Source organism: Yoonia sp. 72 (genome assembly GCF_034652275.1).
In the GTDB taxonomy this organism is placed as follows: domain Bacteria; phylum Pseudomonadota; class Alphaproteobacteria; order Rhodobacterales; family Rhodobacteraceae; genus Yoonia.
Map to the genome: position 1 here is coordinate 80012 of NZ_JAXIWG010000005.1, position 24639 is coordinate 104650.

Genomic DNA, 24639 nt, shown 5'->3' on the forward strand with positions numbered 1-24639 from the left:
GCACAATCAATCTAAGAGCTTATGTGGAACAACGCGTTGAATACAGTGTTTCTTTAGGCAAGCAACAATTGCCTGCCCAGCGATCAACCAAAAATCACAGCCAACGACCATCGGGGTTTCCTGGCAGCTACGGACAAACTCATTCTTTGCAATGGGGCTTCGATTCGCTGCCAGTTTTGGTTTTTCAGAGTCCGTTGTCAGCTTTATGAATTGACCACAAGCGTCACAGATCCGAGCTTCGCATGTCGCCATCGCGTCTAGGTCGAGGTCGACACAGCGTTCAGGCATCAATACGTAGTCTCCACCTGAAAGTGAAATGAAACGGCAGCCCCGGAAGTCGTTCTCTTCGAACAGTGATTTTACCCTTTCGGATACCATATAGAAACCGTCACGGCTTACGGAAAAATCCCACTTCGACTTTTTTCGCGTATCGATCGGTTCGGAGTATTTGTGCGTCGGTTGACCGCATTTTACACAACACCGTACCGATCCATCTTTCTTTAAAAGGTCAATCCCGTTAAAATCTGTACCAAGAACAAATGCCATTTGGTTAACATCCAAATTCTGGAAAATCAGCGTAGAATTTTTCAAGTTCTTCCTTAATCCGATCTAGACCGAAGTCCCTGATAACCGATGCGCCATCCCGCCTGCCGCTCGTTGCCATAGATCTGCCCGTCACATCATCGATGATTTGTTTAAAGCGTGCTTGCATCAAACTGTGTAGCCTTTTGTGATCAACAATACTGATTCGAACTATGTTGCCTTTTTCATCTGCGCCACCATAAGCGGTGGGGTGGCAATGGTGATTATGGTTCCCACCACTGCCTTGGCTGCTTGGCATAGGTTCTTCATCCGGCAATCCCTCCTCCAGATCGAGCCCAAGGTCAATCGCATCGAGAATACCTACGGTGTAAGCTGTCAGGGCAGCAACACGGCCCATAATTGGCACGAGAGCGCCTGTGCGGATAGCAGCGTCTCTTTTGAGCGCAACCTGATGTTCTGCCGTGCTTGGTCCAGGTAGATTGAAACTCGCGTGTCCTTTGAGTAACCCGGTAGGATCGATGAAGTTCTGCGGGTTGTTCCCAACATAGGCATAGACATTCAAATCCCCGCCCGAGAACCCAATTGGGTCACGCTGAATGAATTGCCCGATCATCGGATCGTAATGACGTGCGCGGAAGTACATCAGGCCCGTTTCACCGTCGATCTCACGTCCGGTGAAGCCATAGCGCTGTTCCAGCACACCTGACTGATTCCGCACCCCGAAGCTATCGTAGCCATAATCCGCAGCTATTAGGCCGGCAGCTGCATCTACAACATGCAGGATTGACCCGAGGCGGTCGGCGTAAAGCTCGTAGGCTTCGCCCGAGCCACCTGCTGTTGTCGCGCTGTAAGCCTCGAACGCCAGCGGTTCATCGACCCGAGTGCCGCGCAACCAGCGCTTGGCAAGCGAACCATCGACGAAGTCGAGCACTACGTCTGATGAGGTAGATCGGTAGGTATCCCAGGGGTTGTACACAAAGGCCTCTGCGACCCCATCTACCGTTTTCGCGATCCGCCGGTCGAGCGCGTCGTAGGCGTAGCTGGCGGTCGTCGTGTCCGATGCATAGCCGATCAGTCGGTTCTGGCTGTCATAGTTGTAGGTCTCGACCGCGCCCGTGGCCTTGTCGGTCCGGCTGATCCGATTGCCCCGCGCGTCATAGGCGTAGGTATAGCGGGCATCCTCCAGCAGTTGGTTATGCGCGTTCGACGCATAAAGCGACGACAGATGCGAGGCGGTCCGGTTCCCCTCGCCGTCATAAGCGTAATCCTCGACCGGCAGGCCCACATCGCCCGGCGCGCCGCGGGCCACCTGCACCAGACGGTTCAGGTCGTCATAGCTGATCGCCAGCGACCGCGCCGGATCGAGATTATCAGTGATCGCAGTCAACTGGCCGTCAACGGCGTAATCATAGGCCAGATCGGTCAGCGCCACACCGGATTGCACATGGCTGAGCGCCGTCAGCAGGCCGTTGGTATAGCCATAGGTCGTGTTGCGCCCCGAGGTCGAGGTTAGCGAGGTCCGCCGCCCTTCGCCGTCGTAGCCGAAGCTGTAGACCGTGCCCCAGGGGGCGGTCAGATCAACCAGCCGGTCCTCGACGTCGTAGGCATAGGTGGTGGTCCCGCCAAGGCTGTCGGACATGGACAGGCGCCGGTCCAGTTCGTCATAGGTATAGGTGATCGTCACCTCCGGCTGCGGGCCGACCGTGCCGTCTGTCGTTGTGGAAATCAGCCGGTTGCGTTCGTCATAGGCAAAGGTCACGCGGCTGTCGTTATCGGCGGCCTCTGTCAGGTTCGAGCGTGGGTCATAGGCATAGGTGAGCCGGTTATCCGGTGTCACCACTTCGGTCCGGCGTCCCAGCCCGTCATAGAGCGCTGTTTCGGTCAATCCATCCTCGCGCGTGAGCGAGGCGAGGTTGTCGCGCCGGTCATAGGCCCGTGTCATCGTCTGGCCGATGGGGTTGGTCCGCGTCGTCATCCGGTCAAGCGGGTCGAAGCCGAAGGTTGTGACACCCCCGCGCCCGTCGGTGACCGAGGTCACGTTGTTGCGGCTGTCATAGCCGAAGGATTTGACAAAGCCCTCGGGGTCGATGGTCTGGATCAGGCGGCTGACCTCGTCATAGGCGTATTGGTGGATGTCCCCGTCGCCATTGATATGAGAGGTGACTTCACCGGCATCGTTGTAGGTCCGCTGGATGAGCCCTTCTGCCGGGTCATCAAGGGCAACCAAGCGTTCAAGCCGATCGTAGGTCATCGATGTGACCAACCCGGTTTCATCTGTGACAGTCGCAAGGTTGCCTGCGGGGAAATAGCTGTACTGCGTGATACCGTCGATCTGGACCCCGTCCGCGCCGGTCACTTCGACCGTCAGGACACGGTTCAAGGCATCATAAGTTCGCTGTATCTGACGTTCTATGGATGTGCCCACAGCCTCGTTTACCGCAGTCGTGTTGCCGCGCGCGTCATAGATCATCGTGCTGATTGACCCATCGGCATAGGTCATCTGAGCGAGGTTCTGGTTCGCGTTATAGATGAACGTCGTCTCGTTGCCGTTCTCATCGATGCGCGATGTCACCTTACCTTCGGGGTTATACACCATCTGGCGGACACCCCCTTCAGGGTCCGTGATCTGCGTCACTTCACCAAATGCATCATAGGCATAGCTTGTTGTGAATCCGTCCGCGTCGGTCATGGATAGAACACGGTTGAAGACTGGCTCATAGGTATAGCGCGTCGTGCGTTCCTGTGGCGTCCCTACCGCTTCGGTCATCAAGGTTACATTGGCCCGCAGATCATAAGTGATTTCATCCACACGTACGCCGCCCGGGATCACATCAGAATTGCGTTCGACGCGCGTGACCAGATTGTTTTCGTCGCGGATTATGCGTGTGATGCGCCCTAGCGGGTCCGTTATATGGACGGGCGCCCCGAACTCATTGACGATGATTTCGGTGATTTCGCCTTTGCGGTCCGTCACAGTTGTTACGCGATCCTCCGGCGCGACAAAAAACAGGGGCCCAGTGCTGCCCAAGCCATCCGCTAAGCCCAGGCTTTTGGCGATACTGATGGCGATATTTGATCCATCAGGAAGCGTTGCCGCGCTTAGCTGGCCTACCGCGTCGAAACGATAGGCCGTACTATTGCCGTTCTGATTGGTGGTCGACACAAGACGGCCGTCTTCGTCATAGGCGAAGCTGACTTTGCTTCCCGTCGGCTCGGTCACTTGATCAAGTGTCCCTGCAGCATCGTCATAGGTAAATGTCGTCGTACGTCCGTCGGGGTAAGTCGTCGACGCCATCCGTCCAAACGTATCATATGTAAACGATGTGACCCCCCCAACCTGATCGGTCACTGCCGCCAGACGGCCACCATCGGCATAGGTGAATTGGCGGCGGTTTCCTTGCGGGTCGATTTCTGCCGTTTGCAAGCCTGTCGCGTCAAAAATGACGATCATTCCATCCTTGTAGCGCCTTTCCCAAGACCCATCGGACAGGCGGCTCAATTGAGAAAACTCGCCAGCCGCTGCGCGAAATTCACCACTTTCTGTTGGCTTGGAAAAGTGAACCGTGACCGTGAACCGTTGCGTCGAAACCAGGTCAAGGCTGCCGTCGCCATTAAGATCAGCGATCGCAATTGTTGTCAGTGGATAATCAAGAAATCCATCTCGGAATGGTAGAAACGTACCGTCACCGCGGCCCTCGTAAACGGAAACCCCATCGGCATTTCGAAGAATTATGTCGACAACACCATCGCCATTTGCATCAATAGCGAAAACTGGCTCGGATCTTGATACAGTCGGTGGTCTTTGCAGTATGATTGGCGTTGTAGCAAAGCGCCGACCATCATTGTTGAGATACACAGCGAGATTAGTCGTACCACTTACAACCAGGTCTTGCCTTCCGTTGCCGTTAAAGTCAGCGAACTGGGCATATTTCCCTAACGTATCAGAAGTGTTGATGGTGACGATGGTCTGTAGCGCTGTAAAGCTTCTGTTGCCTTGGTTAAAGACGGCATAGATGCCCGCTCTGTTACGAAATCCCGCATCTAAAAGGCCGTCACCGTCAATATCGGCAACAAATACTTCCAGCGGTGCAACACCAAGTGAAAAAATTGATCTCAATGCAATCAGAATCTGGTCGCCCAGTGTTGGTCCACCGTAGTTCACATAGACCTCGTTTCGACTAACGAGCCCACCACCACGTTGTGCAGTAATAATATCGTCAAGGCCGTCACCGTCAATGTCAGCGACAGTTAGCGCAAGCGCGGCCCGCCCGCTATTGAAACGGTTACCTTCGACCAAGTTGCCAAATCCGTCATTTTCCACATAGCCGACGGAGGTTTGCAATTGCAAAGCGAAGGCAACGTCGCTTGCTCCGTCTTGCGTCAGATCGCCAATATCGATGGAAGCAAGATTTGGTGCATACGTACCCGTCGCGGGAACATTGTTGGGATCGGCAACTTGAACTGGCTCCTGCGCGGTAAAGGTACCATCACCGTTGTTAATCAAAACGTTGATCGTGCCAGTCCCGCTGTTCCCAAAAACGACATCAAGATCTCCATCCAGATCAATATCTGCTACCTTGATGTCCTGTGGTCCACGTGCGGGAAACACTAGGGGTTCATCTTCAAATTCGGTGAAAGTCGGTTGCGGGTTGAAGACGACAATCCCGTCGTCATCGATGATCACGACAGACCCGTCTGGGTTTTGCGTCAGTTTCTGCAGCCCATCGATTGACCAGCCTGTTCCGTAGGGACTGTTTGTCTCGTTTTGTACGTACAGGTTTGCTTGGTGCTGTGCTGAGACGGTCGAACACTCGTAGTTCGCTTGCGCAATGAAGTCATACGGATATCTCCCTGAAGCCAACCCTGTTGCATCCACCGGCATTGACTGGCGCAAACTCAGAGCCTGCCCGACAAGGGCCGGAGTAGTGCCGCTCGCAGCCTCACGCGGTGTCCAGCGCACGTCAGAGGCTATCGACAGCCCCCTTACATTGATCCGCGTGCTCAGTGTAACTGGCAAGGATGCATCGTCAGCTACGGTGACGTCACCTGCAACGATAATTGTCGGGTCGGCCGCTGCAGAGTTATAGCTTAGCCCGACCTGTTGTTGTCGATTGAAGGCGAAGTAGCCCGGCAGCGTGTACACCTCGTTCAGGTTGCCCTCGAACGGACTTAACTGCCGGTTTCCTGTTGCCTGATCACCAGAGCGCACCGTCCGCGGTGCTTGCGGTAGAAAGCTGAAAAAGCTGCCGCTTGCAATTTGCACGCTTTGGCTGCTGACAGTGGCAGCACCTACATCAACGTCGGCATTTGCTGCACGACGAAAACTTGCACCGTTCGTGCTCTGCCATAAGGTCAGTCGAGTCGTTTCGGGCAAGTTGTCGTAGTTCGGGGCAACAATAGATGCGCCCGAGCTGAAAATTGCACCCGGTGCACTCAGGCCATAGACTTGACACGCCAGCGTGTCAGTAGGGAAACCCTGTAATGGCGTTTGCTGAGGCAAGGCTCCCAGACAAACTTCGCCTGTAAACGCGCTGCCATCGGCAGCGAGAATGGTGTCGGCAGGAATCGTTACCTCAACCCCGGTCAATACCCCTGTCAGCGCAGTCGCCTGGCCAGCTATGACCTCGGCGCAACCCTCATTCAGCGGCACCAGCAAAAAGTCGGGCGCAAGATCACGGTCCTGATTTGCGGTGACGGTGATGAGGCGTTCTAACGGCAGATACCCCCCCGGTCCGCCGACTGCATCCGGATCAATCCGGATCTTGTCGCGTCCTGCGGTCAGGCTGCCAAAGGCAAAGCGCCCATCTGAATCTGTTGAAGTCTCGAGGGCAGCACCATCCAGTCTGACCGGCATACCAGTCAGTGGGGTATCAACGCCATTGGCGAAATCGATAGCATCTCGCACAAAACCGAAGACCGACGTATCACTCGCGGTACCGGCAACAACGTTGATCGTTATCGTCGCCTGATCTGTTAACGCACCGTCGGACACACCGAGTGTGAGTGGATAACTGCCCTCTTGCCCGGCCTCAGGTCGGAATCTCAGACTGCCCGTGGTCGCATCAAGGCTGGCCCCGGCCGGTAACTGCAACAGATTGGCAAAGAAGGTCGTGACATCTCCATCAGGGTCCACTGCAGTCAGTTCAAGCGCCAGTTCCAGCCCAAGTTCGACAGTATAGTCGTCGCGAAGACTGCCAAGGACAGGTGGCCTGTTTCGTGTTGCTGTTGCAAGCGTCAGAGTCTCGGATGTCGATAGACTTCCATCCGTGGCCGTTACTGTGACTGTATAGCTTCCGGTGACATCAAACAGCACACCAAACACGCCACCCGGCAGTTCCTCGGTCTGAATTGCGCTGCCAGCTGGAGCGAAAACCTCAATTGAAAACGCTAATTCATCGCCATCAGGATCGAATGAGTTTGACGCATCGAACACACCAACCTCCCCCAGAATAGCGCTATCTGGGCCGTTAACGACAAGCTCTGGGGCTCGGTTGGGTACTGTCAGGGTTGTCGTGGCTACCGCTGAGCTTAGCTCAAAGTCCGATACGACCAACGCAAAGGTATACGTACCCTTTACGTCAGGTGTAAATGAAGGGGCGGCTCCCGTGGCATTGCTGATCGACGCGGTACTACCGGTGGGGCGGTTCGTTACGCTCCACAGATAGCTGATCGCATTTCCATCCGGATCAAACGACGCTGTCCCGTCTAGAACGACAGTCTCACCAACGAAAGCCTCTGACAACGTACCCACAACCGCCGTCGGTGGGCTGTTTTCAACACGCACGATCAGAACGGCCGGCCGCGAGACCAACTGAGCGTCCTGTGCTACCAACTGTACGAGATAAAGTCCACTGACGTCAGCTGTGAAGATGAGTTGATCACTTGAAACGCGCGTTACATCCGGTGCGCTGGGATCTATAGCCGCAGAGCTACCGGCAGGACGCGAGAGCAAAGACCAAGTGAAAGAGAGCAAATCGGCATTGGGGTCGTTGACATAACTGGACGCATTCAACGTGACGGCAGCACCGCTCTGCGCTGCTACTTCGGTCCCACGGTTCACTATAGGGCGCAGGTTGCCATCGCTGACCAAAACCGTTGTCGGTCTCGCGATGCCCTGCGTGTCGGTCACGAACAACTGTACTGCCGAGGACAGAAAGCCCCCTGCGTTGTCGTCCTCCAAAGTCACATCAGTTCCGACCGAAGTTGGCGTACCAAGTAGTCCGGAGGCACCAGTGATATTCGTTGGTGACCACAGATAACTTGGTTGGTCTGCAACAGACAAACCGGCGTCGACAAATCCCACACCTCCAATACTGGCAAGCGCGTCAGGACCTGCATTCGCAGTAGGCAAACCGACTGGTGTCTGGATGATCACAGTTGCCGGGACAGATGCCGCGATATCGTCACTGACCGTGAGTTGGGCAATATATGTGCCATCGACATCGGCGGTGAACTCAGCAAATGGCGTAGTTGCATTTAACGTTGACGCACTTCCCGAAGGTCGCGCGATCAGCGCCCATTCATAGGTCAACAAGTCGCCATTGAGATCGTAGCTTTGTGTTCCATCCAACGTGATTGAGCCACCAACTCCGACAACTGGTGAGCTGATCATCGCCTTTGGCCGCACAGCCCCGCCAGCGGGAGCGATGAGTAATACATCACCATCGGCCATCAAGCCATCGTTAACCCGTAGCGACAAGAGAAGGTCGTCGTCCTGCCCACTTAAATCAATGCTGGCAAATCCTTCTTCAGACGTTAAGGACACGTCTGGGCCAAATACGATGTCGAATGACGGTGATAGAGGATCGGCATCCAGATCCGTGCTGTCGTGCGCACTGGCCGTAAAGGAGCCCTCACCGAGCATCTGTGCAAAAAACAGCGCTGCCCGTGGTGCGACATTGCGCCTTACTCCGTCATCAGATGTTGGAACATCGCCAAGCCATGCGCGCTGCCGCAATGGGCCGTTAGAAAGCTGCACAGATTGCGCAATTACACTGCCCTCTGATCCACCAGAGAACCCGCGAAGCTCCGCATGCGGTGCCAGAATATGTCCGGCGACGACAGAGTTTATGTTCAGCGATGTCGCCTCAAAGAAGTTCCAGATAACCTTGGGCGCCCACGCGGTGCCACCCAGCGGATTTATTTGGAAAGTGCCGGTTGTCCCAGACACGTTTATGATCACAGTATCCACGTTGCTGACGTCTACCGAGTATCCACCTGTCAGCAGGTCTTGCATGCTCGTCGTAACAACGCGCGTTCGCGGGCCGAACACAGCCTGCGTCGGATCGATATTGGCGGCACCTCCAAAACGCTTGTGGTTCTGATCCGACAAATTAGGTGCTGAACCTGTCAAACCTGCCAAGAATGCCGAAGTCGCCTTGAATTCTTCGAAGTCGAATATCGGCAGGTCAGTCACGCCTTCGATGAGAACACCGTTATTTACATTGGACTGAACGCGAAGCCCGGTGATACGGGCCTCGGCACCCTGCACTAAATTGATGTTGGAATTCTGCAAATCACCGTCAATCGACAGTGTCGCAAAATTGGCACCATCGTTTGGCAGATTTGTCCCGAACTGACCTGACACGCCGGTCATCGTGCTGCCAATGTAGCTGCGACCCTGCACAGTTTGCGTACTAGTCAAAGCGTTTGTCACCAGATTGAAAGTGCCAAGCGTCTCGCCTAGGCTGAGTGCAGCAGCGGTATCGCCAGCAAAGTCGATTAGGTACGTTGCAGGCTCAGACACGCGCCCTGTCGAATCTTGGACAGAAAGTGTGATCTGATATTGCCCGAAGTCGGCAAAGCTGACTGCTGTAAGAGGTGCGCTCGGATCAGCGATCATGGCGCTGCCAACAGATGGCTCTTCGACGACAGCCCATGCATAAGTCAGCAAGTCGCCATCAACGTCAAAGCTGTCGCTACCGTCCAAGATAAACGGCGCATCAACTCCAGGCGTACTGCGCCCTACGATTTTCGCTATCGGGTGCAGGTTCTCGGTACTGATTTCGACAGTTGCTGCATACAGCGGCGCAACCGCTGATGATGCTGATGCATCGTAAAAATTGACCCGCGCCAGATATGTGCCTGCTACGTCAATGATCACCATTGGTCGCAAGGCAGCAGGATCAGAGAAAGCCGCAACACTCGTGGCAGGCCGATCAGACCACACCCAGTCAGCACGAAGCGTTTTTCCGTCCAACAGATCCAGTCCGGCTGTCGGATCCAGCAATATCGTCTGCCCAATCGTCGCTTTGATTGGTGTTGCAACGCCGCTCTTTATCTCTACGTCGATGCATTGACCAAGATGATAGCAGGCATCGAATGGCTGGGGTCCTGAAGCTTTTGTATTTGTGCTGCCACTGGTGGCGAACTGCGCGATGTAAGTGCCCGGATCACCTCCAAAGACTACGGTGCGTCCCGGTGGTACGCTGAAGATTTCTTCGAAGCCCCCACCGTAACGCCCGAGTGTGACGTCCTGCGTGGCGGAAGTATCATTCTGCAGACGCCAAGCGGTTACTCCGTCGTCGCGAAGGCCCAGACTGGTCAAATTGTCAGAAAATGCGGCAGCGGCCCAAAAAATAGTAAACAAGGCAGCCAAAAATGTAGAAACGAACCGCATGAAAAGCTCCAATTTAATGCAAGTATGTCTGCGCCTACGACGAGGTAAAGAAGTAGTCGTAGGCAGCCAGAACTCCTCTTCAAGTCGAGAGAGCTAGCTGACACAACGAAAGGTCAACTCAATCAGGGGTTACATTAATGTCCGCTTAACGTGCGTCAACCAAAAGTTCCTACTTCAAGATACGTTTTTCACCTTGTATTGCGCCACTCCCATGGCGCTCTTGCAGAAATCTGGCCATGAAAGTTTCACACGTCGGTCCGTGATCTGATACGAATGGCGTGAGCAGACTTGGCCAAGCATAAACTGAGGGAATGACGCACGGCCTCCTTTCGTTTGGAGCGATTTCAAGCCCGCGCTGGGGCGCTCAAGTCGCCTCTGGTGGATTTCATGATTGCTGTTGCCGACCTAGTTGCGGGGTACATGTTTGGCTGTATATCGTCGGCCAGTCGGCGTTTTCGCGTCCTGATGATTGCCAACTGGACCTCGTTCAGGAGTTAAGGGGGCACCGGTCACCACGCGGAAACCTGCTCCCCCTTTGGATCGACATACCGCCCCGGGTTCTGCAGCGCGTAGCCATAGACGCTCGCCCCGTCGATCAGCCCCAGCGGGTCGGCCTGCATGTACCCCCCTGTGGTTGGATCGTAGTCCCGCATCCAGTTCTGATGCAAGCCAGTCTCGGACTGGAACCACTTTTCGAGGCGGAACAGGAAACGGTCCGGGGGACCGTTTCCCCGCCGAGCGAGAAGCGAAGGCCAAGGTTGGAGCCCGCGGACGCCTGAACGCCTCAGAACGGCAGATAGCTCGCCTCCCAGACCCTCGCCCCCCCGCGTCGGTGGCGAAGACCGGCCGCCCGATATGGTCCGTGCGCACGAAGTAAAGCACCCCCGCCTCGGCCACGCCTACGACCAGTCCGTTCGCCCAGATATACTCGCGGATCAGGCTGCTGGAGCCGGTGCTTGCGTCATAAAGATATTCGGCAATCCGGTTGCCACCCATGTCATGCAGGGAGTGGATCGTCTGCCCCGCTTGGGGCAAGAGATCATCATTTACAGCATCTGATATTTGCCATACCGGCTAACTCTAAAAACTCTCCTACAGATAAATCTGGTGATTTCAGCTGATTGAGATAAAATTCCCGTATCAACGGAAATTTTCTTGCTAGCTTGGTCCTAGCCATAGCGATGAAGAACGATTCGAAACTTAGTTCAGTTGGTATGTATCTTTTGATTGGAGACCATCTATCGTTTTCTAAATCGTCTATCCCCAAACATCTAAGCAACTCATCAAAGTCATCTCCTGAAATACCAAGATCGTGAACTAGCCTTGAATCGAGCGATATTTGATGACTAGGACGTAATGGCTTTAACTCCCACCTATCCATAACTGCCTTGATGTCTTCAATGTTCATATCTATTGTCATTTCTGCTCAAGACAATGCCAAAGCCTATAAGCATTATACAAAAGAAAGCCGGCACCCATGATTGGGATGCCCCACGAGAAGCGTGGTCCGGCGTCCCTTCCGAATCGTGTTCGTTGCTTAAAGCTGCCGGTACTAGTCCAACTGGTCCGCTCTCCCGATTTTCCCCCTCCTGCGATCCCACCCCGTGGCTTTGTCGCAAATGGTCCTACTCCACCAAAAGCTCCTCCAGCAGCCGTATACTTGTTGCTTGGCAGAATACCGGGCTCGCAACCGCAGTATTCTTCAATCGCATTTATAGCGGTGTCCAGTAAGAAACCAATACCAATCCCAATCAAAACTGGAATGAACTCACCGGTAGGATCGACATACCGCCCCGGGTTCTGCAGGGCGTAGCCATAGACGCTCGCCCCGTCGACCAACCCCAGTGGGTCGGCCTGCATGTACCCCCCTGTGGTTGGATCGTAGTCCCGCATCCAGTTCTGATGCAAGCCAGTCTCGGACTGGAACCACTGGCCGGGGAAACGGAGGTCAGGGTTGGGGCCTGCGGACGCAAAACAGGCAAAGGGCACTGGGCTGGCGATCGCAAGCAGACAACGCTGTGGCAAATTGCGAACAAGGATCAGGATGCCACGACTGTGCACGGCACACAAAAGCCGGTCGAATGCATGCGCCGACCAATCCTGAACAATTCCAGCCCCGGACAGGCAGTGTTTGAGCCCTTCATGGGATCAGGGACGACCCTAATCGCAGCGGAAACCACCGGCCGCGTCTGCTACGGCATCGAGCTGAACCCGGGCTATGTCGATGTCGCAATCGAGCGTTGGCAGCAGTTCACAGGAATGAGCGCCAGACTGGCAAATACGGGCGAGACCTTTGCCGATCGGAAGGCAAGGGGTCTGGTCGCTTGATTGAGCCAGTCACGCCAAGCGGATTTTACACATGGCCATGACCGGCTCGACGCGCTGAAACGACCACCCTTAAGTACTTGTAGTTTATATAAAATACGATACTGCTCTGCTATAATGCTAATGCACCTTGGGAAGGTCTCGAGCTTGGAAAACTTTGTATGGTTTATTGGTTCTATTTTTGCAGCTATCGTAGCCAAAGGTCTGGGAGCCTTGGGTTTATTTCCTGGCTTGGCTGGATTCGTTTTCTGGACTGCTTTAGTATTTGGGGGTATATTCCTAATTCTAAGCTGTATCGCGTTTATTAAGTGGGCAAGACCTAGAACTGAGGTCAACTTATTCGAACAGGCGCTATTAAATGTCATTCAAAAGGACGTAGCCGTCCTAGCGCGGAAAAAATTCCAGCTCTCCTCAAAGAACGACTATGGTGTAGTAGACCAAGGTCGCTGGTTTTCGGAATGGGACAACTATTGGCGGTTCATCCTCCCAGGAAAATGCCTCAGTGCAGGCGTGCCTTTATCACCATCGTATCGCGATATACTCGGTGAGTACCCCGATCGCAGCAAGCATGTTCTTGGTCGCGCCATCCATCAGATGATTGAAGGCGCAGTCGCCGAACTCAAGAATACATCACGCGATCTGGAGGGGATTACGCCGCTTGGGTTCGAGGTACTCTGCGTCGAGAAACTCGCAGAGGCCGGCTGGGATGCGAGGACAACAAAGAATAGCGGTGACCAAGGGGCCGACATCGTTGCGACCTTCGAGGACGAGACCCTCGTAGTGCAGTGCAAACTATATGGTCGGCCCGTCGGAAACAAGGCTGTCCAGGAAATCGCCGCTGCACGAGACCACTACCGCGCGGACTATGCGGCTGTGGTGACAAATTCAACGTTCACGCGAGCGGCGAATGATCTTGCTGCGTCTACAGGAGTGAAGCTGGTAACCTACGTCGATGTGGCTAGCGCACTCAGCCCGGAGCGCGTGCATGCAGCTGACTGATCGTAAACAAGTTTAACCCCACGAACCAGTCCAACTTCCACAACGCCGTCATTAAACAAACTGTTTCACTCAACGCAAAGGCGCGGAATGAAAAGAGCGTTAGCGTTCTGACTGAACGTTCAACAATGCTGAAATGCTCCGATCCAGTACACTCTTCCTCTTCCGTCGACTTCGGCCGAAGTGACCGCCAACCCCAGCTTCTTCTTCAGCGCTCCCGAGATCATGCCCCTCGCGCTGTGCGCTTGCCACGCCGTCGCCTCGACAATTTCAGCAATGGTCGCGCCCTCTGGCCGCTGTAGGAGAGCAATGACCTGTGCCTGTTTTGTGCCACTGCGGACACGAGGGGTTTTGGCATCTGACTGCTTCGTGGCATGTAACTGGATCGCCGCCATCGTCTTTTCGACCACCGGCTCGATCCCTTCCCGTCTGCCCGCCCCTGCCGCCGATACATTCCCCGACGATGAACTGGTCCTCACCCAGAGTGCGGGTGCGATCCAGATCGCGCAGCGCGCAGGCGAGCAAGCCAAATACATCCGCTGGTCGCTGACCCGCTACGACGATCCCGCCACCCGCGCTCTGGGCCGGCGGCTGACATCGCTGACCACGGTCAGTCGCACGGGTGAGACCTCGTTTTCCACAGGGATCGCGCTCACTGACAGCGGTGAGTTCGAGGTGGCCATCCGTGAAGTCGGGAAATCAGATTTTATGGGCGGCAGCACGCATGGCGATATGCAGGAGACCCGCCCGCTGATCCTACTGGTCGATGGGCAACGCGTTGTGCCGGACGGCAGTACCGCTTTGCGCGCGCGGCGCATTGAAGCGATCCAGAAAGCGCAGCTCTGGGAGGTGGATAATGCGGCCAATGTGCTGGCCGCGGATCTGGTCGCCCGCTGGGTCTGGGAACGCAGCGAGATGCGGCTGGCCCATCATCTGACGTGGCGACGGAATATGACCCTGCAGGCGGCCTACCTCGCGATGCTGCCGATCCTGCGATCGGTGTCGACCGAAGGCTATGCCGCGCCCGATTATGCTCCGGTCAACATCGAGGTGGCAGGCCACGGCTTTCCCAACAGCAATACCGCGCGTCTGATCACCACCGGTGCCGGTATCCGCAGCGAGATCGAGGTGATCCGTGGCGCAGAATTCATCGCGGGCGCCTTCATCGATGCCATCGCTGTGCCTGCGCGCAACAAGGTGTATTTCAGCGTTGTGCCGGTTGGCGGGGCGACGGCCGTCACCGCCGGCAGCGTCATCGACTGGGAAGCGGTCTACCAGATTGGAGTGAGCTGAACACCTTCATAACCTGCCCGATAAACTTTGGGCGCCACTCAACAAAAGTCAGCCGACTAGCAGGCGTAAGCGACCGGCGTACTGCCGACATATCGACTGTCAGGTTTGCCGAGCCGCCGTTCGCTGCGGGTGCGACGTGATAAGAACTGAACGGCGACTTTCTGGCATCAGCGAAATGTAAAGCGCTGCCGACTATGGCTATCATTCGTGACGTTACCGGCCCATAGCGGTCAGAACCGAGGGCTTTCGGTGTCGCACCGCAGCAACGCAAAAGCTTCCGGTGACACCCGAAAGTAACATTCCCACAGAGAAAAGGTCTACAACGCACTAACCTTCCTATCGGCCCCTTTAAGTGGGGCTCATTCTAGGGTGTCAGCCGTCGAGGTCGTCCAGCATGTTGTCAGGTATCGACAATACAGCAGCGAACCCTCCCCCGGTGAATTCATCGAGTTCGCTCAGCGCGCGCAGCAGAGTCGGCCGCCAGTGGTTTCGGTGAAACGCCTGAGTTTCATATCGCGCTTGGAGCCGCAGCGTCCGCTGAACCCCGACCTGGCCTTCGGCACGGTGCGCAAGGTGCAGGGCCGCCGCGTGCGAGGCGATGTATGTGTTAACCTCCTGCTGGTACCGCGCATCAAGGTTCAGTGCTTCCATCTGCGTGGTGAGCCTGTCGGCGAAGCCAGCAGGTAGCGCCGCCATCGGGTCGATTGCGAACGAAACCATTAGCGTCGCTCCGTCGATGCTGATGGTTGCAACGAGGAAGTCCAGGTCCGGCAATATGTCGTAGTAAGGATGAAGAACGCCCTCGCCAGCTTCGTCGACTCCGGCCAGCTTAGTGTGGTTGCAGGGGTGGCACATCGGCACGAGGTTGCGCGAGTGGATGGCAAGCGGTTTAAATTCCGACTGGGGAAGATGATGATCAAGCTCAGTGGCGGGATCGATACCGCAAACAGGGCATAGGTCCACGCCCTCGAATAGCCGGCCCCTCAAAGGCTGCAGGGTGCGCCCTTCCTGCGTCTTAGCGTAGGCTGCGTGGATCGTATCGCGCAGCGTGTCGGGCAGGTCCGCGCCCCTAAGTTCAACGCAGGGCGCGCCCCGGTTTTGTTCGTATCGGTCGTAGAGGGCCACAATCTGCTCGACCTCTTCATCTGTGATCTCGTGGCCGCGGGTTTGGCCACGATAACGGTATTCGCGCACGGCCGTCCGCAGGTCGACCCGGTCGGTTTCTCGGGTAGGCTGTGGCAGGTTCCTCATCTTGTGCGCGCGAACTGAGTGAGAACGTACGCCCGAGCCTGGGCGCTGAGGCCGGGGTCGAACAAGGCGTCAACCTCTTCGGGCGAGCCACAGCCTTGAACAAGCAGGTCTAGGACCTTGTGGAAGTCGGTACTGGATGCGGTGAGCCCGAACGTGTCATAGGTAAGGACCCCCACGTTCTCCCCAAATGTCTCGAGACCTGGCTGCTTGATCTCTATCGATTTGCCCGTCCTGCGCACCCGTCGGACGTGGCGCGACAGAGTTTCTTGAAGCAATACGGGCGAGTGCGTGGCGACAACGCACAGAGCGTTCAATTCGGTCAAGACGATACGCACCGACTGCATCAGTGCCGCCATTAGCGGTGGGTGAAGATGCGCCTCAGGCTCATCGAACAAGACGAGAGAGCGAGGCCGCGCGTGTGCGACCAGCGACGTCACGACATGCAGGGCGATCTTGTGGCCGGTGCTCCAGCCCAAGAAAACTGATCGAACCGACTTTCTCGGCGTAAGAAGACGGTCCATTTGGTCCTTCAGTTCTGCGAACGAGGGATCCCCGAGCAAGGGCTCAAGTGCCGCCTTCAGCAGCTCAGTTCTGTCCTGCTTGTGGATACGCTTGATCAGTGCCGAGAACTCATCAGCGAGCTGTTCGACCGGCTTGAGGCAAGTCGTTGTGCGCCGTTCAACCCGTTCCTCGCTATCCTCATCTGACTGGACAGCTTCCCCCCTTTCTACGTCCGCACGGGCCTCCGCCACGACGTCGCGCAACCCACAAAAGACGAATCTCCCCTCGCCGCTGGCAAGGTCCTCCGTCGTCTGCGACAGCTCCTTGGCGTCCAAGCCCGGCACCGTAAAACTGTCGAAGGCACTGTATGAGATAGTGATCACCCGCATGAAGCCGATCGACATTGGCTGCAGGATGCCGAGTGCCTTCATTGGCTTAGTGGTCCGCTCCTGTGGCGACGCGAATGCCACGTGAGCAAGACGGGACAGTAGCGTGCTCTTGCCCGACCCGTTTCGGCCCACGAGCACAATGATTCGATTGGGCAGAAGTGTCTTGCGCTGCCGTGGCCCAAGCCGCCGGTAGGGACCGAAGTAGAAGGGGGGCTCAGGTGAGCTAAAGTCGAAATGGATTGGCTCCTCCGCGCCTGCAGGCGTGTAGGAGAACGTCTCCTCAATATCGGCGAGAGCGGAGAAGTTGCCCTCGAAGAGGACCCGGGCGTCGTCGAGGAAGCTACGCCAATCGGAATTGTTGCGGAAGAGCGACTTTTTCCAACCGCGTTCGCCCTCGAAAAGCGCAACGAGTTCGGGGTGCGCCACCGCATCGTTGAGAGCATCCATGATTGACTTCCGATTCACGGGTGGAAGCTCGTTCAGGCGCTGGTAGTAGTCGAGGCTGGTGCCGACGGACACCCACTCGTCAGATAACTTGTTAAATGGCTCCTCAATAAGCCGTTGCCCGTTGGCCTTCTGCCCCCTGCGCAGAATCTTAACCCCACCCAGATAGGTTACGTCCTGCGGGTCCTTCTGGTTCCGATAATGGAGATGGTAAAGGGTCCTGAAACTGTAATCGTCCCAGTCATCCTGCTGAAGCGCGAACCTCGTGTCCATGCGCTTAAGCAGTTGTCTCGACGGCGGCGTGATCGCTATGGCCAATGTAATCGTTTCCTCGCGCATGGTGGTAGGCCGGAGGCCATTCCACAGCGATACCGTAACCAGACTACCCTTCTGATTGCGAGTCTTTCGTCGATTCTGTTTCCTTCGCGAGCTGACTGTGGTCTCGTTACGGTTCGCCCGAACGGCTGTTCTTATAGGCTATTGGAGCTGCAATGCAGCACCGCCGCGAGTCTGCTTCCCGCCCTGTTTTTCGCTGACACTACAAATGCTGCACCATGCATGACTGTCCGCTAAGGGGCTCGATCTGCAGGATGTATCCGCTGCATTTGAACTGGGCCAGCCGAGGCGCAATCTCACTGTTCATGAAATGACACCGCACCAAAAAATAATGCCCAGTTTGTATCAGGTAACTTTTGCTTGGTGACGTCCACAAGCAAACATCCTCCTTATCCCCACTAGCCCCCCCATGAAAGCCCTGAACCCTGCCCTGCACGCGCATCTGCGCGCGGGAACAACTACGCTTGCCTGGTGCTGGCGCCTGACCCGCAACGATGGCGTGGTGCTTGGCTTCACCGACCACGACCGGCCGCTCGCCTTCGATGGCACCACATTCGAGAGCGAGAGCGGGCTGATCCCCTCCGAGATCCGCAGCAGTTCCGATCTTGCAGTGGACGCGCAAGACGCCAGCGGTGTGCTGACCTCGGAGCGGATCACCGAGACGGATATTCGCGACGGCCGCTGGGACAATGCGCAGGTCGAGGTCTGGTGGGTGAACTGGGCCGACACATCCCAGCGCGTCATGATGCGCCGCGGTGCGATCGGGCAGATCAGACGCGGCCGGCTCGCCTTTGTGGCCGAGATGCGCAGTCTGGCACATGCGTTGGGCCAGACAACTGGCCGAACGTTTCAGGCAACATGCGATGCGGCTCTGGGTGATGCGCGCTGCGGGATTGGTCTTGATACACCCGCCTATCGCGGCAGTGCCGTTGTCGCCAATGTTCTGCGCGAGGGGTCGTTTCACGCGGCGGGTCTTGGCGGTTTCGCTGACAGCTGGTTCACTGGCGGTACTTTGTCGTGGGCATCGGGCACCAACTTCGGCCGGATCGCCGAAGTCATGTTGCACGCGCGCACCGGCGGCCTCGTCACCATCACACTATTGGAAGTGCCCGTGCGTCCGGTCGCTATCACCGATGCCTTCACAATCCGTGCGGGCTGCGACAAGCGTGCGGAGACCTGCGGCGGCAAGTTCGGCAATATCGCCAACTTTCGCGGCTTTCCGCATATCCCCGGACAAGACGCTGTGCTGCGTTATGCCACACGCGCCGGTGGCCATGAAGGTGACGTGCTTTGACCCGGGTTTCGCGCCACAAAAAACCGGCCAGCGCCGATCCGACAAAGTTGGTTGCTGCGGCCCGTGCCTGGCTAGGCACGCCTTACCACGATCAAGCCAGCCTGCGCGGCGTTGGCTGCGACTGCCTTGGTCTCGCGCGCGGTGTCTGGCGCGATGTGATCGGTGACGAGCCGTTTGCCATCCCGCCTTATAGCCGCGATTGGGGCGAGGCTGGTGCACGCGAAGTGTTAGTCGAAGGGGCCGCAAAAGCACTGATTGCCGTCCAAGTCAGCGATGCCGGGCCGGGCGATCTGCTGCTGTTCCGGATGCACCGTGCAGCGATCGCCAAGCACATCGGCATTCTGACGAGCCCCGATCACTTTATTCACGCCTATGACCGTCTGGGCGTCGTTGAGGAACCACTCACTGATGCTTGGCGCCGGCGCATCGCCTTTGCTTTTCGTTTTCCACGGCCAGAGTGCCCAACGCAAAAGAAGCGCCCTGCCCTTGCGGCTTCGACCATAATCCCACCAAAATCGGAGTAATCCATGGCAACCCTTGTTCTCGGTGTCGTTGGCACTGCCGTCGGCGGCAGCATTGGTGGCTCGTTTTTGGGGGTCAGTGCGGCTGCCATCGGTGGATTTATCGGCTCGTCAATTGGTGCCGGCATCAACAGCTGGCTGATTGCGCCGTCCACACCGAACCAGACATTCGAGGGCGCACGTCTGGATGCCCTTCGCATCACCTCGTCGACCGAAGGCGCGGTCGTCCCACAATTGTTCGGGCGGATGCGCATCGGCGGCAATATCATCTGGGCCACGGATTTTGTCGAAAGCGTCAACACAACATCCGAGACTATCGGCGGCGGTGGCAAAGGTGGTGGTGGCGGTGGCGGCGGCACCATCACAACAACCGAGTATTTGTATTCAGCCTCTTTCGCCGTCGCTCTTTGCGAAGGACCAGTTACGGGGATCGGGCGCATCTGGGCTGATGGCAAGCCCATGGACATGGCCGGTGTAACCTGGCGCTGGTATCCAGGGGATGAGACCCAAGCACCAGATACGTTCATCCGCGCCAAAATGGGCGCCATGACAACACCCGCTTACCGCGGTCTTGCCTATGTGGTGTTCGAGAACCTCGCACTTTCCGCTTACGGCAACCGCCTGCCACAGATCTCTTTTGAGGTGTTCCGCCCCCTCGTCGATCAGGGTTGCGCCGAAGGCATGATCGGCGCCGTTGCGATGATCCCGGCCTCGGGCGAGTTTGCCTATGCGACCCAGATCATCCGCAAAACAGATGGCACCACAACGACAGCCGAGAACGCCCATGCGCTGGCAGGTGAGGCTGATTTCGTCGTCTCTGTGGACCGGCTGCGCGCACAAGCGCCTGCAGTTAAAATTGTATCGCTTGTCGTGTCCTGGTTCGGGACCGACTTGCGCGCTGACCAGTGCCAGCTGCGACCAGGTGTGGAAGTGCGCAACAAGACGACAACACCGCAAAGCTGGAGTGTCAATGGGACGCTGCGCACTGTCACCGGTTATCTGGTCAGCCAGCAAGCGCCGGGTCGGCCCTCCTATGGTGGTACGCCTGCTGATTTCTCAGTGGTGCAGGCCATTCACGAACTCAAAGCCCGCGGGCTTCGTGTCACATTCTATCCGTTTGTCTTGATGGATGTAGCGCCCGGCAATACCCGACCCAATCCTTACAGCGACAATGCCAGCCAGATCGGCCAGCCGGCTTTTCCCTGGCGTGGCCGGATCACGTGTTCGCCTGCACCAGGCTATGCAGGCACCGTCGACAAAACAGCAGCCGCAGCAGCGCAGGTTGCAGAGTTTTTCGGGACAGCGCGTGTCGAGCAATTTTTGGTTTCGGGCACTAAGGTGATTTGGCAAGGCGGTTGGGAGTGGGGCCTGCGGCGCATGGTGTTGCATTACGCATTGTTGTGCAAAGCGGCTGGCGGCGTCGACGCGTTTGTCATCGGCTCCGAGCTGCGCGGTCTCACACAAATCCGCTCTGCTGCGGGTGTTTATCCGGCCGTTGAGCTGATGCGGGTGCTCGCTGCGGATGTGCGCACCATTCTCGGGCCCGGCACCAAGATCAGCTATGCCGCCGATTGGTCGGAATATTTCGGGCATCAGCCACAGGACGGGTCAGGCGATCTGGCGTTTCATCTGGACCCGTTCTGGGCCGATCCCAATGTCGATTTCATCGGCATCGATAATTACATGCCGCTGTCGGACTGGCGCGACGGGAATGACCATCGCGATGCAGCGCAGTGGCCCGCCATCTATGACCGCGACTATCTGCAATCGCACATTACTGGCGGTGAAGGCTTTGACTGGTTTTACGCCGATGACGCCGATCGCGCGGAGCAAACCCGCACCCCGATCACGGATGGTGCCTATGGCAAGCCATGGGTGTACCGCTTCAAGGATTTGGCAAGCTGGTGGTCCAACCCGCACGTCAACCGGATCGGCGGCGTCGAGAGTGGAACGCCCACCGTCTGGGTGCCACAATCAAAACCGTTCTGGTTCACCGAGTTCGGCTGTCCTGCAATCGATCGTGGCACCAACCAGCCGAATGTCTTTGTTGATGCCAAGTCCTCCGAGACCGCCGTGCCGCACCACTCCCGCGGCTGGCGCGATGATGCGATCCAGCGCGCCTATCTGGAGGCCACATTGTCGTACTGGAGTGATCCCGCTCACAATCCGGTTTCAGGAATATATGGCCCGCGCATGGTCAATGTCGCTGAATGCGCCGCTTGGACCTGGGATGCGCGGCCTTATCCGTTCTTTCCGCACCAGAAAAACATCTGGTCCGACGGTGGCAACTGGCGGCTAGGGCATTGGCTGGCAGGTCGGCTGGGGTCGGTGTCACTGCAATCGCTGGTCCGTGCCCTGTGTTTGCGCGCGGGCATGCCGTCGAGCCAGATCGATGTCAGTGGGCTGTGGGGGGCAGTTGAGGGCTACGTCATCACTTCGCTGGAGGCGCCGCGGGCATCGATCACCACGCTGGCGCGGCATTTCGGCTACGATGCGGTGGAAAGCGAGGGCGTGCTACGGTTCGTGATGCGCGGCGGCAGGCCGGTCACAACCTTTTCCTATGACGATCTGGTTGTGACTGGCAGTGCCGATGCCGAACCGTTCGAGCTCACCCGCGCGCAAGAGACCGAACTGCCGCAAGCCCTGAAGTGGCAGCTGGCACGCTCTGATGAAGACTATGATGCCGCCATGGTCGAGGCGCGTCGCATCACAGTGTCCTCGACGCGGATCGCCGCGGATATGTTTCCCTTTGCTGTCCCACCAGAAGAAGCCGACCGGCGTTGCCGGCGCGCGCTGATGGAGGCTTGGGTCGGACGCGAGACGGCAGCCTTGCGTCTGCCGCCATCGCAGCTGGCCCTTGATCCTGGCGATGTGCTGGCCTTGCAGCATGACGGGCGGCTGGTGGATATCCGTGTCCTGAGTATTGCCGACAACGAGGCGCGCACCATCAGCGGCATCCTGCAAGACGCCGCCATCTATGACCTGCCGCCAGGTCAGCCGCGGGCCAGCACATTGGCAGCGCCAGTGGTCTTTGGCGGAACACAGGTCGTGTTTCTGGATCTGCCACAGCTCACAGATGCAGATACCGCACACCAACCCCTCATTGCCGCAACGGCGCGTCCATGGCCTGGCACCATTGCTGTCTGGCGCAGCGCATCAGCGGATGCCTTCGCGCTGTTCCAGACCTTCGGCAGCCGCGCGCGGATTGGCACATTGATCGAAAGCTTTGACACCGGGCCGGTGTCGCGCTTCGATCTGAGCAATGCGCTGGTGGTGGATATGGGCAGCAGCGCACTGGAGAGTGTGACGGACCTTGCCCTGTTTGGCGGCGCCAACGCGTTTGCCGTCGAGAGTGCGCCAGGCACATGGGAGATCGTGCAGGCCGGCCGGGCAGAGCTGATCGGCACAGGACAGTACCGCCTCACTCGGTTGTTGCGCGGGCAGCGCGGCACGGAATATGCGATCGCCAACATGGTGCCCGCTGGCGCGCGCGTCGTTGTGCTGGATGCAGCCTTAGCACGCATGCCTGTTGCACAATCCGACCTTGGTCTGCCGTGGAACTGGCGGATCGGGCCGGCCTCCCTGCCCTTCACCGATGACAGCTACGTGGACCAAAGCTTCACACCAGCAAGTGTCGGGCTGCGGCAGTTTGCGGTGGCGCATGTGGCGCAGCCCCGCATGATCGGGCGTGTTCCCGGCGATCTGATCCTCCGCTGGACGCGGCGCGACCGCGCGCTTGTTGCCGACAGCTGGGCCGCCGTCGAGGTGCCGCAGTCAGAAGCGATCGAGGCCTATGAGGTCGATATTATGGACGGGGTAACGCGAAAGCGGGTGCTCGCGACAGGCACGACCAGCGTGGTTTATGCCTCTGCAGATCAGGTTGCGGATTTCGGCAGGCTGCTGGGTCCGGGCGATACGCTCACCATCCGGATTGCCCAGTTGTCTGCACTGCTCGGGCGCGGGGCAATGCGCGCTGTCACGCTGCATTTCTGACAAACGTTCGCCCGGCACTCTGCCGTGACCGGCGCATCCGATCATCCCTACTTCACCCTACATTTTGAGGACACATCATGTCGGACACCACGACCAACCTGCTTTTGCCATTCATCATGGCAGCGCAGGCCCAAAAGCATGTCACCCATAACGAAGCCCTGCGCCTGCTCGATGGCATCGTGCAGCTCGCCGTGCAGGCCAAGGATCTGGCCGCTCCGCCCGCAATGCCAGCAGATGGTGTCCGCTACATTGTGGCGTCCGGTGCAACAGGCCTCTGGGCAGGCTGGGAAGGAGATGTCGCCCTCTGGGTCGATGGCGCCTGGATGCGGCTGCCCGCACAGCCCGGTTGGCAGGCATGGGTCGTGGATGAACAGGCGCTTTATGTGCAGACTGCGGCCGGGTGGATGTCGCTGTTGCGGGGGGATTTCGTCACACTCGCGCAAAGCCCGCATGGTGGAGGTACGAGTGTCGGGGTGCTGGAAGAAACGCTTGCGGGTCTATCAGGACCATCGCGCGAAACAACGATCCGGATCCCGGATCGCGCCATCGTCTTCGGCGTCGCCTGTCGGGTTGTGACCGCGATCACCGGTGCTGCATCCTATGATTGCGGGATTGCAGGTGAGCCAGACAAGTTCGGGGCAGCGCTGGGCATAGCGGCTGGCAGCAGCAATGCCGGTGTCATCGGCCCGCAGGCGTTCTATGCCGACACGCCCATCGTCCTGACCGCCAAGGGCGGTGCATTCACCAGCGGCGCTGTGCGCATTTCCGTGCATTACATGACCCTTGGCATCCCGAACTGATGGCGCGCGCTGCTTATGACATCACCACACAGACGAAAGACAGGAGGCACAACCGGATGCCAAGTTGGGAATCAGTGCAGGAGGTCTGGCCGCTCCTGCTCGGCATTGCCGCCCTTTGGGAAAGGATAGAGGTCGGCGTGAGCAAGAACCGTGAACAAGGCAATGCCAATGAACGCGATATCGCCAAGCTGGAAGCCAAGGTCGATATCCAGACCACCTCCGTTGCCCTGCAAGCCGTCCAGCTCGGCCGCATCGAAGAAGGCCTGATCGGCATCGGCAAAACCCTCGACCGGCTCGATCGCAAAATGGGCGAGGACTGACGGCGACATAGGGC

General features: G+C 57.5%; 15 protein-coding genes and 1 pseudogene. 8 read left to right on the plus strand and 8 right to left on the minus strand.

The annotated features are described in order from the left end of the window. Window positions 1-6: 6 nt before the first annotated feature. From VCK47_RS17525 to VCK47_RS17545, 5 genes are all read right to left on the minus strand, one after another. Window positions 7-591, minus strand: a complete 585-nt coding sequence (locus VCK47_RS17525) for a hypothetical protein (RefSeq protein WP_322892208.1) — start codon at window positions 589-591, stop codon at window positions 7-9. After that, window positions 551-10174, minus strand: a complete 9624-nt coding sequence (locus tag VCK47_RS17530) for a PKD domain-containing protein (RefSeq protein WP_322892209.1) — start codon at window positions 10172-10174, stop codon at window positions 551-553. The genes VCK47_RS17525 and VCK47_RS17530 overlap by 41 nt, the downstream gene beginning before the upstream one ends. A gap of 497 nt (window positions 10175-10671) precedes the next feature. Next, window positions 10672-11019 (minus strand): RHS repeat-associated core domain-containing protein, encoded by a 348-nt coding sequence (locus VCK47_RS17535; protein ID WP_322892214.1) that lies wholly within the window; start codon window positions 11017-11019, stop codon window positions 10672-10674. Window positions 11020-11204: 185 nt separating this feature from the next. Beyond that, window positions 11205-11570 carry a hypothetical protein gene (locus VCK47_RS17540; protein WP_322892210.1) on the minus strand — a complete coding sequence of 122 codons (366 nt, stop codon included), beginning with the start codon at window positions 11568-11570 and terminating at the stop codon, window positions 11205-11207. Between the two features lie 8 nt (window positions 11571-11578). Then, window positions 11579-12223: an RHS repeat-associated core domain-containing protein gene (locus VCK47_RS17545; protein WP_322892307.1), complete on the minus strand. Its 645-nt coding sequence runs from the start codon at window positions 12221-12223 to the stop codon at window positions 11579-11581. Here VCK47_RS17545 and VCK47_RS17550 point away from each other — a divergent pair. Continuing rightward, a pseudogene (locus tag VCK47_RS17550) lies at window positions 12131-12490 on the plus strand (DNA-methyltransferase); the annotation flags it as partial. The gene VCK47_RS17545 and the pseudogene VCK47_RS17550 overlap by 93 nt on opposite strands. A gap of 144 nt (window positions 12491-12634) precedes the next feature. Continuing rightward, window positions 12635-13486 (plus strand): restriction endonuclease, encoded by an 852-nt coding sequence (locus tag VCK47_RS17555; RefSeq protein ID WP_322890045.1) that lies wholly within the window; start codon window positions 12635-12637, stop codon window positions 13484-13486. A 119-nt stretch (window positions 13487-13605) separates the two neighbouring features. Here the strand turns inward: VCK47_RS17555 and VCK47_RS17560 are convergent, their stop codons facing one another. Further along, the gene (locus VCK47_RS17560) at window positions 13606-13878 is read right to left on the minus strand and encodes a DUF3489 domain-containing protein (RefSeq protein ID WP_322890679.1); all 273 of its coding nucleotides are present in this window, start codon (window positions 13876-13878) and stop codon (window positions 13606-13608) included. On the opposite strand from VCK47_RS17560, the gene VCK47_RS17565 reads away from it, so the two are divergent. Then, window positions 13853-14776 (plus strand): hypothetical protein, encoded by a 924-nt coding sequence (locus VCK47_RS17565; RefSeq protein WP_322890046.1) that lies wholly within the window; start codon window positions 13853-13855, stop codon window positions 14774-14776. The genes VCK47_RS17560 and VCK47_RS17565 overlap by 26 nt on opposite strands. A gap of 372 nt (window positions 14777-15148) precedes the next feature. On the opposite strand, the gene VCK47_RS17570 is transcribed toward VCK47_RS17565, so the two are convergent. Beyond that, on the minus strand, window positions 15149-15970 hold the full coding sequence (locus VCK47_RS17570; RefSeq protein ID WP_322890047.1) for a hypothetical protein: 822 nt from the start codon (window positions 15968-15970) through the stop codon (window positions 15149-15151). 53 nt (window positions 15971-16023) lie between these two features. Beyond that, window positions 16024-17700: an AAA family ATPase gene (locus tag VCK47_RS17575; RefSeq protein WP_322890048.1), complete on the minus strand. Its 1677-nt coding sequence runs from the start codon at window positions 17698-17700 to the stop codon at window positions 16024-16026. A gap of 406 nt (window positions 17701-18106) precedes the next feature. On the opposite strand from VCK47_RS17575, the gene VCK47_RS17580 reads away from it, so the two are divergent. From VCK47_RS17580 to VCK47_RS17600, 5 genes are all read left to right on the plus strand, one after another. Continuing rightward, the gene (locus VCK47_RS17580) at window positions 18107-18991 is read left to right on the plus strand and encodes a DUF2163 domain-containing protein (RefSeq protein WP_322890049.1); all 885 of its coding nucleotides are present in this window, start codon (window positions 18107-18109) and stop codon (window positions 18989-18991) included. Continuing rightward, window positions 18988-19515, plus strand: coding sequence for an NlpC/P60 family protein (locus VCK47_RS17585; protein ID WP_322890050.1), 528 nt, complete (start codon window positions 18988-18990; stop codon window positions 19513-19515). Before VCK47_RS17580 ends, VCK47_RS17585 begins: the two co-directional genes overlap by 4 nt. Window positions 19516-19518: 3 nt before the next feature. After that, window positions 19519-23505 carry a baseplate multidomain protein megatron gene (locus VCK47_RS17590; protein ID WP_322890051.1) on the plus strand — a complete coding sequence of 1329 codons (3987 nt, stop codon included), beginning with the start codon at window positions 19519-19521 and terminating at the stop codon, window positions 23503-23505. Window positions 23506-23582: 77 nt separating this feature from the next. Then, on the plus strand, window positions 23583-24305 hold the full coding sequence (locus VCK47_RS17595; protein WP_322890052.1) for a DUF2793 domain-containing protein: 723 nt from the start codon (window positions 23583-23585) through the stop codon (window positions 24303-24305). Then, the gene (locus tag VCK47_RS17600) at window positions 24305-24625 is read left to right on the plus strand and encodes a hypothetical protein (RefSeq protein WP_322892308.1); all 321 of its coding nucleotides are present in this window, start codon (window positions 24305-24307) and stop codon (window positions 24623-24625) included. Before VCK47_RS17595 ends, VCK47_RS17600 begins: the two co-directional genes overlap by 1 nt. Window positions 24626-24639: the final 14 nt, after the last annotated feature.